A 15,205-nucleotide genomic window follows, 5' to 3' on the forward strand; every position below is an offset into this window, starting at 1 on the left:
CGCCTTGAGGTCAGCGGCCGAGGAACTTGGGCGTGCGGCGTTCGGCGAAGGACGCAAGGCCTTCCTGGAGGTCCGCCGTGCGCGACACCACCTCCTGCGCCCACGCCTCCTGCTCGAATGCGCGATGCCGATCGGACTCCGACGACACCGACAACAGCCGCTTGGTCAGCGACAGCATCACCGTCGGCCCCGCGGCCAAGCGGCCGGCGAACTCCTCGGCGACCGCGTCGGTGTCTTCCGGAGCGGTCACGCGATTGACCAGGCCGAGCCTTTCGCACGCGGCCGCATCGACCGGCTCACCAAGCATCAGCAGTTCGGTCGCCTTGCGCAGGCCCACGATCCTCGTCAGAAGGTGGATGGCACCGGAATCCGGCAGAATCCCACGATGCACGAACGCCTCGACAAGCCTTGCCTCCGTTGACATGACGACCAGGTCGCACGCCAGAACCAGACTGGCGCCCGCCCCGGCGGCGGTGCCCTTGACCGCCGCGACAACCGGCTTGTCACAATCGAGGATGGAGGAGACCAGCCGCTGCCAACCCTGCTGAAGCATCCGCGCGATGTCGCCCGGACGCCGGGATATCGCCTCGGCGGCGGCCCCCGCGCCCTCCGGCCGCGGCGCGAGTCCAGCACCTGAGCAGAAGTGCCGACTACCCCTGGCGCTCAACAACACCGCGCGGACATCGGGGTTGTCATTGGCCTGCACGAAAGCCTCCGTTAGGGCATCACGTGCCAACGGCGACAACGAGTTTCCCGCTTCCTGGCGATCAATTGCCACCCGAGCGACGCCGTCGGCGCCGATCGCACACACGATTCCGGATGCTTCGTCTGACATCTCGTTCACCCCTGCGTTAACGGCGTTTCCGTTTTTCGGGTATCTTAATTTCCACCTTGTCCGGGCTACTACACGGGCCGCCACAACGAGGAGGCAATCCGATGGGGCAGACGGGCCTGATCACCGATGAGGGATTGGCCATGTTGCGGGCTACCATCGGCATCGCCGTTCCACACACGCAGCCGCCGCACTACTACCGCCCCAACGAGGACACGTTTCGTCACGTCGCCGAAAGCTATGGTGACGCCAATCCGTTGTGGGCCGACCCCGAATACGCCGCGAAGTCTGTGTGGGGCGAGTCTGTCGCCCCACCCGCTCTCGTCGGCGGCGACACGCTGATCGGGGAGGACGAAGTCACGACGCTCTCGGACGAGGACCGCGCACTGACCAAGGGCGACCCACTGCGCGGGGTGCATGCCTTCTACGCCTCGTCGGCTCGGGAATGGTGGGCGCCGCTGCGCGCCAACCACCGCGTCTTCAGGCGCAATGCCCTGGTGGCCGCGCTCGACAAGAGCAGCGAGTTCGCCGATCGCGCCATCCACGAGTGGTCGGCCCAGGTCTTCCGCGATGACGAGGGCACGATCCTGGGCGGCCAATACCGCAACATGATTCGCACGGAGCGCAGCAAGGCACGCGGCCGAAAGAAATACGACGCCGTCGAGCTCAAGACCTGGACCGCCGACGAGATCGCCGAGCTCGACGAACGCTATGCGCGCGAAAGCCCGCGCGGTGCCGAACCGCGGTGGTGGGAAGACGTCAACGAGGGCGACGAGCTAGGGTCGCTGACAAAGGGGCCGCTGACGGTCACCGACATGGTCTGCTGGCACGTCGGCATGGGCACCGGCATGTACGGCGTGCGACCGTTGAGATTGGCGTGGCGCAACCGGCAACGCATCCCCCGCTTCTATACGCCCAACGAATACGGCGTTCCCGATGCCCAGCAGCGCGTGCACTGGGAGCCGGATGCCGCGCGCGACGCGGGCAATCCCACGACGTTCGACTACGGGCGCATGCGCGAAACTTGGCTCATCCACTTGTGCACGGACTGGATGGGTGACGACGCCTGGCTGTGGAAGCTCGATTGCGAGTTTCGTCTGTTCAATTACGTCGGTGACGTGCACACCATCACCGGCACCGTGACCCGCAAGTACCTCGCCGACGGTGAACGTCCCGCCGTCGACCTCGAACTCGCGGCGACCAACCACCGCGGCCAGATCACCGCACCCGGACACGCGACCATCCTGTTGCCCAGCCGCGACCGGGGCCCCGTGCGCCTGCCCGAGCCACCGGGCCGCGCGGACAACCTGAGCGAGCTGCTGGCCGCCGTCATCGAACAGTTCGCCGAGCGCTGAGCACATGAGTTACCCCAGTGTCCCTGGCCTTCTGGCCGAACAGCAGGGCCCGGTCCTGCGGCTGACCCTCGACCGCGCCGAACGCCGCAATGCCGTCAACGACGCCATGCTCGACGCGATGATCGCCAATCTGGCCGACGCAGGCATCGACGAATCGGTGCGGGTGATCAGGATCGACGCCAACGGTCCGGACTTCTGCGCAGGCGCGGACCTGATCGCCAACAACGCGAAATCCGAACGGAAACCACGCGTGGGCAGCACGCAGCGCCGCCTACCGCACAAGGCTAACCGGCTGATTCCGTTGATGCTGGAGACGCAGGTGCCCATCGTCTCCGTGGTCCGCGGTTGGGCGACCGGGCTGGGCTTTCACCTCGCGCTGGCGTCAGACTTCTGCGTGGCCGCCGACGAGGCCCGGTTCTGGGAGCCCTTCATGGCCCGCGGCTTCACCCCGGACAGCGGCGCGGCCTGGTTGCTGCCACGGCTTATCGGACTGGTACGCACCAGGCAACTGCTGATGCTGGGCAGGGAAATCACCGGAGCCGGCGCCGCCGAGTGGGGCATCATTCATGGCTCCTATGCCTCCGACGAATTGGCCTCGGTTGCAGGGCAACTCATCGAGCAACTGGCTCAAGCTCCCACGGTTTCGCTGGGGCTCACCAAGTGGCTGCTGCACAGCGGCAACGGCCTCGATCTTGACCGCCATCTCCAGAATGAGGCGCTTGCACTCGAATTATCGAGTCGCAGTGACGATTTCAAGGAGGGCCTGGCGGCGTTCCGCGACAAGCGTGACGCGCAATTCTCGGGCCGTTGAGGAATGCCGAAAAGACCATGACACAACTACCGATCACCCAGGACACCCCGGTTGACGTTGCAGTCGCCGTAGTGCGGCAATGGATCGACGCCGAGGTTCCGGCCGCGTGGCGTTCGGCGGCGGCCGAGGGGCCCGCCGCGCTACGGGCCGTTCGCTCCCCCGCCGACTACCGGAGGTGGTACCCCGAGTTCGCGCGCACAGGTCTGGTGGCGCCTACGTGGCTTCGCGACCACGGTGGCCTCGGCGTCCACAACGAGGTCGCGCGCGCAATCGAAGGCGTGCTCGCGCCGTTGCGTCTCGCGCGACTCAACCCGCTGGGGCTCAACAACGCCGCCGCCGCGTTGTTCAGTCACGGGACGGAGGAACAGCGCCGACGTTTCCTGCCACCGATCGTGCGTAACGAGGAGAAGTGGTGCCAGTTGTTCAGCGAGCCGGGCGCGGGGTCGGACCTCGCGTCGCTCGCCACCAGGGCCGTACGCGACGGCTCGGGAGACGACGCAGGCTGGGTGATCTCCGGCCAGAAGGTATGGACCACGTGGGCCGACGAGGCTGATTTCGCGATCCTGTTGGCGCGGACCGATCCCGACCAGCCCAAGCACAAAGGCATCACCTACTTCCTGCTCGACATGCGTCAGCCGGGTGTCGAGGTGCGACCGCTTCGCCAGATCACCGGCGAGGCCGAATTCAACGAGGTCTTCCTCGACGGAGCGCGGGTGCCGGACGCCCAGCGCGTCGGCGCCGTAAACGACGGCTGGCGCGTCAGTGCCTCGACGCTGTCCAGTGAGCGACAGATGGTGTCGGGCTCCGGTTCGGGTGGGATGGGCCGCCTCGGTGGCTCGAGCGCCGATCGGCTGATCGCACTCGCCAAGGAGACCGGACGATGGGGCGATCCGGTGATCCGGAACAAGGTGATGCATTTGTGGGCGCAAGAGCAGGTCCGCGGCTGGACCAACGAGCGTGTGCGCGCAGCACTTTCAGCCGGGCAGTCACCCGGCGCGGCGTCCTCGATCGGCAAGGTGCACCAGGCCACCCTCAATCAGCAGATACAGGACCTGATGGTCGATCTGCTGGGTACGGATGCGATCGCCTGGCCCGCCACCGACGATCCTGACCTGCTGCCCCGCGACGTCCACGGCATGATGCGCAGCCTCGCCAACGGAACCGAGGGTGGCACCACCGACATCAACAAGAACATCCTCGGCGAGCGTGTCCTCGGGTTACCCAAGGAGCCTGACCCCTGGAAAGGCAAACCCTGGAAGGACATTCCCCGCTCATGACGGGCTATCAACGGGTGATCGTGACGAAAGGCGACGGGATCGGCTGGCTGATTCTCAACCGGCCCGACGCGGGCAACGCCTTCGACGCCCTGATGCTCGACGAACTCGAATCTGCTTGGGCCGACCTCGATTCCGACCCCGACGTCCGCGTCATCGTCAACGCCGCCAACGGCGGGGCGTTCTGCACCGGAATGGATGTAGTCCAGGTCGCGCGTGACAAGGAGGCTATGCGGCTTCACTCCCGCCGAACCAGAGACGCCGAGCTGAAGATCTCGTCCTGGCACTGCGACGTCTGGAAGCCGGTGATCGCCGCGGTCAATGGGGTGTGCGCCGGGGGCGGTCTGCATTTGGTGGCCGACGCCGACATCGTGATCGCGGCCGAGGGCGCGTCGTTCGTCGACCCCCACGTGTCGATCGGCCAGGCAGTCGCCTACGAGGCCATCACGCTGCTGCGCAAGTCCCCGATGGAGGCCGTGCTTCGAATGACGCTGAGCGGCAGGAGTGAACGCCTCTCGGCTCGGCGCGCTCACCAGTTGGGGATTTTGTCGGAGGTCGTGCCGCCCGATCGACTTCGTGCAGCGGCGGGGCGCCTCGCGGCCGCGATCGCCATGAATTCGCCTACCGCGATGCGCGCCACCAAGAAGGCCCTCTGGCGCTCCTTGGAAGTCGGAATGACGCAGGCCCGCAGCGATGCGGCCGCCGAGATCTGGCGGCTGCGCAACCACCCCGACCACGCCGAGGGCGTCCGGGCGTGGCGCGAGAAGCGCGTGCCGCAGTGGCAACCGCTGCCAGATGTCGCGGAGGTGTCATGACATACCAGAGGCTCATCGTCGAACGGCGCGGCCCGGTCGGATGGATCATCAACGATCGCCCAGATCGCCTCAACGCCTACGACGTCGTGATGCGGGAGGAATTCCCGAGGGCCTGGGCGGAATTGAACACCGATCCCAACGTCCGCGTCATCGTGCACACCGGAAACGGGCGGGCCTTCCAGGTCGGCGCCGATGTCGAGGAACTCGATGGCGAGGCCGTGCTGCAGTTTCAGGAGACCATGCGCACGCTGGACCTGAAGCTGACGGCCTGGCACTGCAACGTCGGCAAGCCGGTCATCACCGCCGTCAACGGGGTGTGCGCCGGCGGCGGGCTGCACTGGGTGGCCGACGCCGACATCGTCATCGCGTCGTCGGATGCGACCTTCGTCGATCCGCACGTGTCGATCGGACAGGTCAGCGCCCTGGAAACCATTGCGCTGATGCGCAAGATGCCGGCAGAGGCCGTGCTGCGAATGGCCTTGGTGGGTAGCCATGAACGCCTCAGCGCCCAGCGTGCATACCAGCTCGGCATGATCAGCCAGGTGGTCGATCCGCCCGATAGGCTGCGCGAGGTCGCCCAGGAGCTCGCCGAGAAGATCGCGCGCAATTCACCGGCCGCGATGCGCGCCACCAAGCGGGCGCTATGGGGCGCGCTCGAATACGGGCTGACGGATGCGTGCCGAGAAGGCGCGAAGCACCTGACCTCGATGTGGGGGCACCCGGACCAGAACGAGGGACCGCTTGCCTTCGCGGACAAGCGAACTCCGAGTTGGGCTCCGCTGGAGGCCGATTCGTGAGTCTCGTCGACCTGCTGGACGGCCTGCCCGAGGTCGCCGTGCACACGCTCGATGTCGATATGTCGCGCGACGAGCTCAGGGCCAGCGCCGAACGGCTCGGGACATTGCTTGCCGGATGCGGACTGGCTATCGGTCAGGTGGTCGCCGCGATGCTGCCCAACGACGCCACCACCGTCGCCGCGCTGTTCGGCACGTGGCGCGCCGGCGGCGTATACACACCACTGAACCCTAGGGCGGCAGATGCGGAGATCGTCAGCCAGCTCGAGACCCTGCATCCCGTCGCCATCGTCACGACTCCCGAACTCGCCGAACGCTTCACGACGTTCGGGTTGCCGGTACTGCGGGGCAAGGACGGGTCGTGGTCAACGACCGCCGGGGCTCGTAATCCCATCGATCCTCGGCAGTACGACGCTGATGTGGCCCTACTGCAGTTCACGTCAGGCACCACGGGTCCGCCAAAACCGGTGCCGCTTCGTCACACCACGGTGCTCGATCTGATCGACCGGCTGCTGACCAAACTCCGCGGCACGAAATCCGCCACGGACAAGCCGAAGCGCCCGCCGATGCCCAACCTGGTGCCGTTGTCGTTGTCGCTGTGGGCCGGCATCTATCAAGTGTTGTTCGCGTTCCGGGCCGGCTCGGGCGTGGTGCTGATGGACCGGTTCTCTCCGGCGGATTTCGCGGCGCTGGTCAAGCGCCACCAGCTTCGCTCCACGGTGCTGCCGCCCGCGGCGCTCACGATGGTTTTGCACGACGACTCGGTTACGGACCTCTCGCCGTTGAAGATCGTGCGGTCGATCACCGCTCCCCTGTCACCCGTTCAGGCGGTCCGGTTCCGGGACAGGTTCGGGGTCATCGTGCTGAACTCCTACGGCCAGACCGAACTTGGGGGTGAGGTGGTGGGCTGGTCTGCCGCCGATGCGCGCGAATGGGGCGAGACCAAATTGGGTTCGGTCGGCAGGCCGTTGCCCGGCATCGACGTCACGATCGCCGACGACGAGGTGATGGTCCGCACGCCGACCACATCCGCTCGGAAGATCGATCCGGCCTTCTTGGACCGGCTCACCGACGACGGCTGGTTCCACACCGGCGACCTCGGCTGGTTTGACGACGACGGATTCCTGTGGCTCGACGGTCGAGTGTCGGACATGATCAATCGCGGTGGCCTCAAGGTGTTTCCCGGGACGGTGGAGGACGTGCTTTTGGCCGCCGACGGCGTGCGGGAAGCCGCCGTGGTCGGCGTTCCCGACGAGCGGCTCGGGGAGGTGCCGTGGGCATTCGTTGTCAGAGGCGACGAGTCGGTCTCCGAAGCCGGCCTCGTGTCATGGTGTCGAGATCGTCTGACCCCGTATCGGGTTCCGGTACGCATCGTGTTCGTCGAACAGCTGCCCCGCAACGATGTCGGCAAGGTGGTCAAACGCGACCTGGCAGCGCTCGCGGGCACCTGACGCCCACCCCGCATCGGATGCGGAAACGACTGTTCTCATGATTGAGAGTGATGCTAACGTCTGGGGAAAGGCGTTGCTTCGACCGGAGGGTCTATGTGGCAGGAACTGATCCGCATCGCGGTGACCTGGGTAGTGATGTGCGGGCTGGTCGCCTTCTTTTACTGGATGCTGGCCAACATCGGCACGTTCTGACAAGCGCGGGAGTGACCGTGGACGATCAGGATCGACGACGGAAGCGCGGCTTGATCGCGTTTCAGATCTTCATCTACGGAGTACTGATCGCGATGTTTGTGATCCAGCTCCAGATGTATTTCACGAGGGATTGGTAATCGATCGTGAGTCCAACCCCCTCGCTCGCCATAGACGAGCACGATGCACAGACCCGTGCTATTCAACGGCGCGCGGATCGCTGGTGCATCGCAGGTACCGCAGTCATGGGCACCCTCGTCCTCGGAATCGTCGGACTGCCGGTGTTTTGCCGAGGCATCTATCTTCTGAGAAAGGCGCAGCGCGAAGGATTGTCGGTGCGGCCGATGATGGTCACGCTCATCGGTTACGTCATCATCCTCGACGCCGCGCTGAACAGTATCGGCTGGGCGCTTGATCTATTCGCCAACCACGCTTTGATCACGCGCACGGTTTTCACGGCATGGGGCAACTTGATCGACGCCGGCTACTTCTGGCACTACAACGAACTCTGGATCGGCGGAGCCAGCGCCCCCGGCGAGAAGGCCTGGGTCATGGTCTGCGTGTTGATCGTGTTCCCGATGCGCATCGCCGCTGCCATCGGTCTGCTTCAAATGAAGCGGTGGGGGCACCAGTGGACGATCGTGACGTGTTGGTTCGGAGTAGTCGTGTGGACCGGTTACATCTTCAACATGACGCTGTACGCCGACGTCCGATATGCGGCAGTCGGGCTGCCGGTTCTCGGCTGGTGGGCGTTCAACATCTTCTACGTGACGCCGTTCCTCGCCATTCCGTATCTACACACCGTCAACCGAGAGATCTTCTCCGACTAGCATCGAAGGGGCCGTCGTGTCTAATTCCGCTGTGGAGCCGGATGTTACGGCTGAATCGCTGGCGATCGGAACCATGCCGACGTGGGCGCGAATGCACAAGTGGCTCAAACGCGGCCTGTACGTCTGTCTATTCGGGTTGGTGCTCGAGGGCTCGTTGACCGTCCCGGTGATGGCAGTCTGGTATGGCTGGCCGACGCTGTCACTGACCGAGATTTGCAGTGAGCTCATGAAGGTCCGCTTCTCCGACGACAGTCTCGAATGCCGGCAGCCCTACCCGCTCGGCGGACCTCCGTTCGGTGGCGCACCTGAAGCGGCCGGTCAGCACACGGCACGTGACGACTGGGGCATCCAACCCAAGCCGCGGTACGCAAGAATCGGGTTCCGGGAATTGGTGACAATTCACGATGAACGCATAGCTCGCCAGTCGAGCCGGTGACGTGGCCCCGTCCATCGCCGTCTTGGGGTTGGCCGACGACTTGACGCGCGGGCTGGCAGACAAACTCGACGCGATCGTCGTGGAACCAGAACGGGTTCTGCCATCAGACATCACCGGCGCGGTCGTGGTCGTCGCTACCGATCCTCCCCAGCGACCCTCCGATTTGGTGAGCCTTAACGGCGAAGATTGGGATCGCATAGTCGATGGCATGATGTGGCACACCCTCACTGGGTTGCAACGAGCGCGCTCCGCCTTTACCGCCGACATGAGGCGAATCGTCGTAGTCGTACCGACGATCGGCATGGCGGGAGCAGCCCAACTGGTGGCCTACACCACCGCGCTGGAAGGCATCCGGGCGATGGCGAAATCTGCAGCGCGGCAATGGCTGTCGCAAGGGGTTTTTGTCAACCTCGTCGCGGCTCCGCTGCGCCTGTTCGCTCCTGCGATGGACGGGGTCTCCGCACACCTCGCTGCCGCGGTGCGCTACGACGACTCGACGCTTCTCCATTCGGTTGCCGCAGCGGTGGCGTTTCTCTTGCGCCCCGACATCGGCCACGTGCTGGGTGAGACGATCGTCGTCGACGGAGGGGCGCTGATGCTGCCATGAGCCTGCGTGGTCTCACAACGCTAGTGACGGGTTCGGGCGCCGGCGTCGGCCGTGGCATCGCACTGGCTCTCGCGGCGGCAGGAGCGCACGTCGTCGTCGCCACCAGATCCGAGGCGGGATCTGCCGTCGCCGATGAGATCACCGCACGTGGGCACGAAGCGACGTGGGCACGATGCGATGTGACCGACAGCGAAGCCGTCGCCGGTGCAATCGATCTGTCGTTGGCGACCACCGGCCGACTCGATGCCGTCGTGCACAATGCCACGAGCAACGTATCCAGCCAGCCACACCAACTGGCTGACGTCAATCGTGCGCTTTGGGCGGCGCACTACTCGGTGTCATTGCGCGGAGCTTACTACTGCGCCACGTCCGCATTTCCCGCTTTGAAGAAGCGGGGCGGAACATTCCTCGTAATGACCTCGCCCGCCGGCATCGAAGGCAGTGCGACACTGCCGCTCTACGCCACGATGAAGGGAGCGTTACGCGGATTCGCCAAGAGCCTTGCGCGTGAGTGGGCCCCTCACCGCATCACGGTGAATGTGGTTTCGCCGCTCGCCTACTCACCGTCGATGACTGCGGCGATCGAGGCCGATCCGGCGATGGGAGAAAGGCTGGAACGCCAAATACCGCTGGGACGCATCGGAGACCCTGAACGCGATGTCGGCTCAGCCGTCGCGTTCCTCGTCGGCCCCGCCGCACGCTACATCACCGGTCAGACGCTGGGTGTCGACGGTGGGCATTTCATGAACCTCTGAGCCCGGTCGTCGACGGATACAACCGTTTGCTATCTTGAGAATCTACATTCTCTCACATGCTGGAGGCGCGGGTGAACGACAACAAGGCAGTAGAAGTCTGGGACGCCGACAATCACATGTACGAGACCATCGACGCCTACACCCGGTATCTGCCGGAGAAGTACTCCGAGGCACTGAAGTTCATCGATGTCAACGGCCGCAAGAAGCTGCAGATCTTGGGCACAGTCACCGAGTGCATCCCCAACCCGACATACGAGGTGATCCCTACCCCGGGCGCTTGGTCCGATTACTTCCGGGGCATAAACCCAGAGGGCAAGACATTGCGCGAACTCGCCGAACCGATCCGCTGCCCCGATGAGTTCCGCCGGCCCGACCTACGCCTGGCCCTGATGGACCGGCAGGGCGTCTACGGTGCCGTGATGTTCCCGACTACAGCAGGCATGCTCGAGGAAAGGACCAAATCTGACACCGAGCTCACCCACGCGGTCACGCATGCGTTCAATCGTTGGTTACTCGACGACTGGACGTTCAACTACCAGGACCGAATCTTCCCCGTTCCGGCAATCTCGCTGAACGATCCCGTGCTGGGCGTCCAGGAACTCGAATGGTGCCTGAACAATGGCGCCCGGACGGTACTGATCCGGCCCGCACCCGTTCCGCGCGAGGACGGCACGTCGCGGTCACCGGCGCTGCCGGAGTTCGACGATTTCTGGCGACTGGTCGAGAATTCGGGTATCTCGGTGCAGATGCACAACTCGGACTCCGGCTATGAGCGCTACGTCGACGACTGGGAGGAAGCTACGGAGTTCAACGGATTCGCGCTGAGCAAGCTACGGGGTTTCATCTACGAGGAGAGCCGAAACATCTTCGACACTCTTGCGGCGTTCATCGCGCACGGGGTCTTCGAGCGCTTCCCCGGGGTACGCATCGGCGTGGTCGAGAACGGCGGCTCGTGGGCACACCGCCTGTTGGATGTGTTCGACCGCGTATACCGCAAGAGGCCATACGACTTCAGCGAGCATCCCTGCGAAGTCTTCCGCAGACACGTGTGGATCAATCCGTTCCACGAGGAGGACATGTCGCACCTCATCGACATCCTGGGTGCGGATCGCGTGATGTTCGGCTCGGACTACCCGCATCCCGAGGGGCTGGCCGAGCCCGCGGATTTCGTCAAGGAGCTCGAGGATCTTCCGGAGGACACCAGGGCGCGAGTGATGGGCGGCAACCTCAAGGAGCTCATCGGTGTCTAGCCGAGTCCGACAGACCGCTTCAGATACAGCTACGCCGGATGCGCACCGAGGGACGGTGCCCGCATGTCGAACCGGAGTGTGAACATCAAGTTTTGCTCCCAAACCGGGCCCGCAATTCGGTTTTGAGCACCTTGCCGGTGAGGTTGCGGGGCAGCGCATCAACGACTTCGAGTCGTTCGGGGGTCTTGTGCTTGCTCAGGCCTCGCGCTTGACAGTGTTCGAACACCGACGAGAGCGTCACCGCCGCGCCAGGGCGCGCCACGACGACGGCGCATACCCGCTCGCCGGTCCGCTCATCGGGCACGCCGATGACCGCGACGTCGGCCACTGCCGGGTGACTCGCCAGTATGCCCTCGATCTCGAGCGCCGAGATGTTCTCCGCATTGCGGATGATCGCATCCTTGATTCGGCCGGTGACCACCAGGTTGCCGTCGTCGTCGATGCGGCCCAGATCCCCTGTGCGAAACCATCCTTGCGCATCGAAGGCGTCGGCGTCCAAAGATGGGTCGACGTAGCCGAGGAAGCATTGCGGCCCCTTGAGCCGCAGCTCTCCCACCGCTCCGCGCGGGACCTGCTGTTCCGTTTCGTCGACGACCCTGACCGCAACGCCCGCCACCGGTTTGCCAACGGTGTGATCCAGCAGTTCCGCAGGGCCATTCGGCGCCTGGGACGTGGCGACCGGAAATTCGGTCAGGCCCCAGGAATTGGCCACGCCGTCCACCGAAAGTGTTTGCCGCACTTGACGACCAAGCTCAGGGGTGATCGGCGCGCCGCCGCCGACGCATCCACGCAGGTCCGGGTAGAGCGGTTCCCCACCATGTTTCGCCTGTGCCGCCATGAAGGCGACGAAGAAGGGGGTCGCGCTGCCCAACAGGGTCGGCCGGTGCGCCGCAATGGCCAGAGGTGTCTCGACCGGGTCGAAGGCGTCGAAGAGCACCAACCTCATGCCGGTAAGCAGGCCGGCGGCCAGCATGGCGGCGCCGCCGATATGCGAAACCGGGAACGCGATCGGGTTGACGTCGCTGCTGGTCGCCCCGACGATCCCGATAACCCCGGCCGAGCCGGCGATGACCGAGCGGTCGCAGTGGCGTGCGCCTTTCGGTGCCGCCGTCGTGCCTGACGAGTAGTAGATCCAGCGCGGATCCTCGTCACCACGTGGCGGCGGCGGCAGCGCCCCCGGATCGCCGACAGGCAGCCGGAGCTCGTCGGTGATCGGCGCGTCGTGGTCGATGACGACGACGGACATGGGCCTCTCACTGGCGAGGCGGTGCGCGAGCGAAATGTGGTCAAAGCCGCGCCATACTCCCGGCACGATGAACACTTCTGTCGCTAGTTGCGTTGTAGCAAACCGTAATTCGCTTTCGCGCCAGATCGGCAGCACCGGGTTCTGGACGGCGCCAAGGCGCGTCAACGCCGTCATGACGACCATCGTCTCCAGTGTGGTCGGCAATTGCCACGACACCACCGTGCCGGCGCCGATGCCCCGCTGCGCGAGCGCCGCCGCACACGTCAGCGCGGAGTCCCGCAGCTGCGCGCAGGACAGGGTGCGCCCGTAGTCATCCGCGAGGACCACCCAGTCGGGGTGTGCCCGCGCTGCGGTCTCCACCAGCGACCAGTACGTCTGCGCGGTGCGATGCATGCTCACCGGCTCGGCAACCCCAGTCGGCGCTTGGCAAGAATATTGCGCATCATCTCCGAGCTGCCACCCGATATCGTGTAGGCGCGCGACCATAGCCAGCATTCACGCAACCTCTGTTTGGCCTTCTGAAGTTCCTCGTCCGCAACATCGGTGACCGTCGCAGACGCTGCCAGCTGCGCGCCATAGGCCGCGACGCGGTGATAGGTCTCGGCGAAACTCAATTTGGCGATCGAGCCGTCACCCGGTCGTTCTTCGCCCGATGTCAGGCGCTCCACATGATCGTCGATGAACGCCTTGGCCACCTCGACCTCCACGGCCAACTCGGCGACCTCCTGGCGGACGTCGCCGCGCTTCAACGCCGGCGCACCGTCCCCATGCGCGTGCCTGGCCACCAGGACGAGGTCATCGATCAGCAGCTCCAGCAGGACGACGTTCCCGCCGATGCCGAATCGTTCAAAGTCCAGGCCCGCCATGATGATCGGCCAGCCTTGGCCCACTTCGCCGATCAGGCTCTCCGCGGGCAGGGTCACGCCATCGAGAAATACTTCATTCACCTCGATCGCCTCGTTTATCGTCCGGATTGGGCGAACTTCGACTCCGGGCGTCGACAGCGGCACCGCGAACACCGACAAGCCGTGGTGGCGCGACGACGCCGGGTCGGTGCGGATCAGGGCGAGGCCCATGTCGGCCCAGTGGCCGTCGGTTATCCAGATCTTCTGCCCGTCGATCAACCAGCTGCCATCGATTTGCCGCGCACCGCGGCTGCGCACCGCGGCAATGTCGCTGCCCGCGTCGGGCTCGCTGAGCAGCTGGCACCAGACATGCTCACTGCGCCGGATAGGGGGAAGCAGGGTTTGCTTCTGCTCGGCAGATCCGAAGTGCAACAGGACGTGTGCGGCCAGGTTGACCTGGTCGACGGGCCGTGGCGCGCGGGCGCGCAGTATCTCCTCACTCACGATGCGGTCGTGCAACGGGTGGTGATCGGCGCGACCGCCGTTTTCGACCGGCCAGTCCGCCCCGACAAACCCCGCCTCGAACAATCCCGCAAACCAGGCCCGCAGCCGGGCTTCCTGTTCGGCGGTCTCGGGCGCTCGGTGACCTTCGCGCGCCTCGATCGCCGGCGCATGTCGGGCGATGTGTGCCCTGACGCGCTCCCTGAACTCCGCCAGCTGCGTGTCGGTGGGTCGCGCCCCGAAAGCGCTCACCAGCCGGACACCTCCGCCAGCAGCGCCCGACTCGACCGCGCCGTGCCCATCAGGTGAGCGTTGGTAAAGACACGACGCAGCTCGTGGTGCAGCGGGTACTCCCAGGTAAACCCGATACCGCCGGACAGTTGCATGCACTCGTCCACTGCGGCGGTGGCTTTCGCCGCGACGAATGCGTGCGCCGCCGCCGTCAGCGCGGTCGCCCTTTCGTCGGCGCAGGCGATCGCCCGCGCCGCCCTCATGACGACGGCGCGCGCCTTGACCTCGAAGACCAGTAGTTCGACGAGTCGGTGCTGAACCGCTTGGAAACTCGCGATCGGCGACCCGAACGCGACGCGCTCCTTGAGGTATGCCGTCAGGCGTTCAAGGGTCATTGACACGGCGCCAACGGAGTCGGCGGAAACGAGGAGGCGAGCCGCGTCGACCAGGACGCCCGCCCGCTCGGGCGGTCCGATCAGGGCGCCGGGCGCGTCCGCGACATCGAGGCGCCATACCGGCCTGGTGACGTCCAGCAGATCGGCGTCCAACTCGAACCTCGCGTGATCCAGGTCGCCCAACAAATGAACCCCGTTGCGCCCCAACAGGACGACAACGTCGATGTCGTCCCGGATGACCCGCACGGAGTGGTCAACACAGGCGAAGCCCGCCGTCACCGAGCCGGCGAGCAAGCCGGGCAGCAACTGTTCCCTGATCCCCTCGGGGGCGCGGGCAAGCGCCGCGGCGGCCATCGTCGTTCCGAACCATGCCGACCCGTCCTGCGCTCGCCCGAGTTCCTCGGCCACGACGCACGTCTCGACCGGACGCCAGCCGGCGCCACCGATGGCCTCCTCGACGAGCAGGCCGGTCCAGTCCATCGCCGCAAGGTCCTTGACGGATCCCGTCTCGGCACGTTCGGCCAGGAACTCTCGCGCCGATGCCCTCAGCAGGTCGAGGTCGACGTTGTCTGAGTGCTGGTCCGCCAT

The 15,205-nt window shown here is 65.4% G+C and carries 15 protein-coding genes; 11 read left to right on the plus strand and 4 right to left on the minus strand.

The window, feature by feature from the left end; genetic code table 11:
• Nucleotides 1–10: 10 nt before the first annotated feature.
• Entirely contained in the window at nucleotides 11–844 is an 834-nt protein-coding gene (locus tag B9D87_RS09770) for an enoyl-CoA hydratase/isomerase family protein (RefSeq protein ID WP_007770166.1), read from the minus strand.
• Between the two features lie 92 nt (nucleotides 845–936).
• Between B9D87_RS09770 and B9D87_RS09775 the strand changes: the two genes are divergently transcribed.
• The 11 genes from B9D87_RS09775 (at nucleotide 937) to B9D87_RS09825 (ending at nucleotide 11,399) form a co-directional block, all read left to right on the plus strand.
• Complete coding sequence (locus tag B9D87_RS09775) at nucleotides 937–2,187, plus strand: hotdog family protein (RefSeq protein WP_007770165.1); 1,251 nt, start codon at nucleotides 937–939, stop codon at nucleotides 2,185–2,187.
• Nucleotides 2,188–2,191: 4 nt separating this feature from the next.
• Nucleotides 2,192–2,998 (plus strand): enoyl-CoA hydratase/isomerase family protein, encoded by an 807-nt coding sequence (locus B9D87_RS09780; RefSeq protein WP_007770164.1) that lies wholly within the window; start codon nucleotides 2,192–2,194, stop codon nucleotides 2,996–2,998.
• A gap of 17 nt (nucleotides 2,999–3,015) precedes the next feature.
• A complete protein-coding gene (locus B9D87_RS09785; RefSeq protein WP_007770163.1) occupies nucleotides 3,016–4,275 on the plus strand; it encodes an acyl-CoA dehydrogenase family protein in 1,260 nt (419 codons plus the stop codon).
• Nucleotides 4,272–5,087 carry an enoyl-CoA hydratase/isomerase family protein gene (locus B9D87_RS09790; protein ID WP_007770161.1) on the plus strand — a complete coding sequence of 272 codons (816 nt, stop codon included), beginning with the start codon at nucleotides 4,272–4,274 and terminating at the stop codon, nucleotides 5,085–5,087. The genes B9D87_RS09785 and B9D87_RS09790 overlap by 4 nt, the downstream gene beginning before the upstream one ends.
• Nucleotides 5,084–5,884, plus strand: coding sequence for an enoyl-CoA hydratase/isomerase family protein (locus B9D87_RS09795; protein WP_007770160.1), 801 nt, complete (start codon nucleotides 5,084–5,086; stop codon nucleotides 5,882–5,884). The genes B9D87_RS09790 and B9D87_RS09795 overlap by 4 nt, the downstream gene beginning before the upstream one ends.
• Nucleotides 5,881–7,332: a class I adenylate-forming enzyme family protein gene (locus tag B9D87_RS09800; RefSeq protein ID WP_007770157.1), complete on the plus strand. Its 1,452-nt coding sequence runs from the start codon at nucleotides 5,881–5,883 to the stop codon at nucleotides 7,330–7,332. Before B9D87_RS09795 ends, B9D87_RS09800 begins: the two co-directional genes overlap by 4 nt.
• A 359-nt stretch (nucleotides 7,333–7,691) precedes the next feature.
• Entirely contained in the window at nucleotides 7,692–8,351 is a 660-nt protein-coding gene (locus tag B9D87_RS09805) for a hypothetical protein (RefSeq protein ID WP_040630109.1), read from the plus strand.
• A gap of 73 nt (nucleotides 8,352–8,424) precedes the next feature.
• Complete coding sequence (locus B9D87_RS09810; protein ID WP_052002502.1) at nucleotides 8,425–8,787, plus strand: hypothetical protein; 363 nt, start codon at nucleotides 8,425–8,427, stop codon at nucleotides 8,785–8,787.
• A 1-nt stretch (nucleotide 8,788) separates the two neighbouring features.
• On the plus strand, nucleotides 8,789–9,394 hold the full coding sequence (locus tag B9D87_RS09815; RefSeq protein WP_007770152.1) for an SDR family oxidoreductase: 606 nt from the start codon (nucleotides 8,789–8,791) through the stop codon (nucleotides 9,392–9,394).
• On the plus strand, nucleotides 9,391–10,149 hold the full coding sequence (locus B9D87_RS09820) for an SDR family NAD(P)-dependent oxidoreductase (RefSeq protein ID WP_040629709.1): 759 nt from the start codon (nucleotides 9,391–9,393) through the stop codon (nucleotides 10,147–10,149). The genes B9D87_RS09815 and B9D87_RS09820 overlap by 4 nt, the downstream gene beginning before the upstream one ends.
• Before the next feature lie 56 nt (nucleotides 10,150–10,205).
• Nucleotides 10,206–11,399: an amidohydrolase family protein gene (locus B9D87_RS09825; protein ID WP_007770148.1), complete on the plus strand. Its 1,194-nt coding sequence runs from the start codon at nucleotides 10,206–10,208 to the stop codon at nucleotides 11,397–11,399.
• A gap of 85 nt (nucleotides 11,400–11,484) precedes the next feature.
• Here the strand turns inward: B9D87_RS09825 and B9D87_RS09830 are convergent, their stop codons facing one another.
• Genes B9D87_RS09830 through B9D87_RS09840 form a run of 3 tightly spaced genes read right to left on the minus strand, consistent with a single transcriptional unit; the run spans nucleotide 11,485 to nucleotide 15,205 of the window.
• A complete protein-coding gene (locus tag B9D87_RS09830) occupies nucleotides 11,485–13,038 on the minus strand; it encodes a class I adenylate-forming enzyme family protein (RefSeq protein ID WP_040629708.1) in 1,554 nt (517 codons plus the stop codon).
• Nucleotides 13,039–13,040: 2 nt separating this feature from the next.
• Nucleotides 13,041–14,243, minus strand: coding sequence for an acyl-CoA dehydrogenase family protein (locus B9D87_RS09835; protein ID WP_007770144.1), 1,203 nt, complete (start codon nucleotides 14,241–14,243; stop codon nucleotides 13,041–13,043).
• On the minus strand, nucleotides 14,240–15,205 hold the full coding sequence (locus B9D87_RS09840; RefSeq protein WP_007770143.1) for an acyl-CoA dehydrogenase family protein: 966 nt from the start codon (nucleotides 15,203–15,205) through the stop codon (nucleotides 14,240–14,242). The genes B9D87_RS09835 and B9D87_RS09840 overlap by 4 nt, the downstream gene beginning before the upstream one ends.

This window comes from Mycobacterium colombiense CECT 3035 (genome assembly GCF_002105755.1).
GTDB lineage: Bacteria > Actinomycetota > Actinomycetes > Mycobacteriales > Mycobacteriaceae > Mycobacterium > Mycobacterium colombiense.

Coding starts and splice junctions, on each gene's coding strand:
- B9D87_RS09810 (WP_052002502.1), top strand. CDS start 8,425: ATGCCGACGTGGGCGCGAATGCACAAGTGGCTCAAACGCGGCCTGTAC.
- B9D87_RS09780 (WP_007770164.1), top strand. CDS start 2,192: ATGAGTTACCCCAGTGTCCCTGGCCTTCTGGCCGAACAGCAGGGCCCG.
- B9D87_RS09785 (WP_007770163.1), top strand. CDS start 3,016: ATGACACAACTACCGATCACCCAGGACACCCCGGTTGACGTTGCAGTC.
- B9D87_RS09790 (WP_007770161.1), top strand. CDS start 4,272: ATGACGGGCTATCAACGGGTGATCGTGACGAAAGGCGACGGGATCGGC.
- B9D87_RS09830 (WP_040629708.1), bottom strand. CDS start 13,038: ATGCATCGCACCGCGCAGACGTACTGGTCGCTGGTGGAGACCGCAGCG.
- B9D87_RS09840 (WP_007770143.1), bottom strand. CDS start 15,205: ATGGCGGACCAGCACTCAGACAACGTCGACCTCGACCTGCTGAGGGCA.
- B9D87_RS09775 (WP_007770165.1), top strand. CDS start 937: ATGGGGCAGACGGGCCTGATCACCGATGAGGGATTGGCCATGTTGCGG.
- B9D87_RS09825 (WP_007770148.1), top strand. CDS start 10,206: ATGCTGGAGGCGCGGGTGAACGACAACAAGGCAGTAGAAGTCTGGGAC.
- B9D87_RS09820 (WP_040629709.1), top strand. CDS start 9,391: ATGAGCCTGCGTGGTCTCACAACGCTAGTGACGGGTTCGGGCGCCGGC.
- B9D87_RS09795 (WP_007770160.1), top strand. CDS start 5,084: ATGACATACCAGAGGCTCATCGTCGAACGGCGCGGCCCGGTCGGATGG.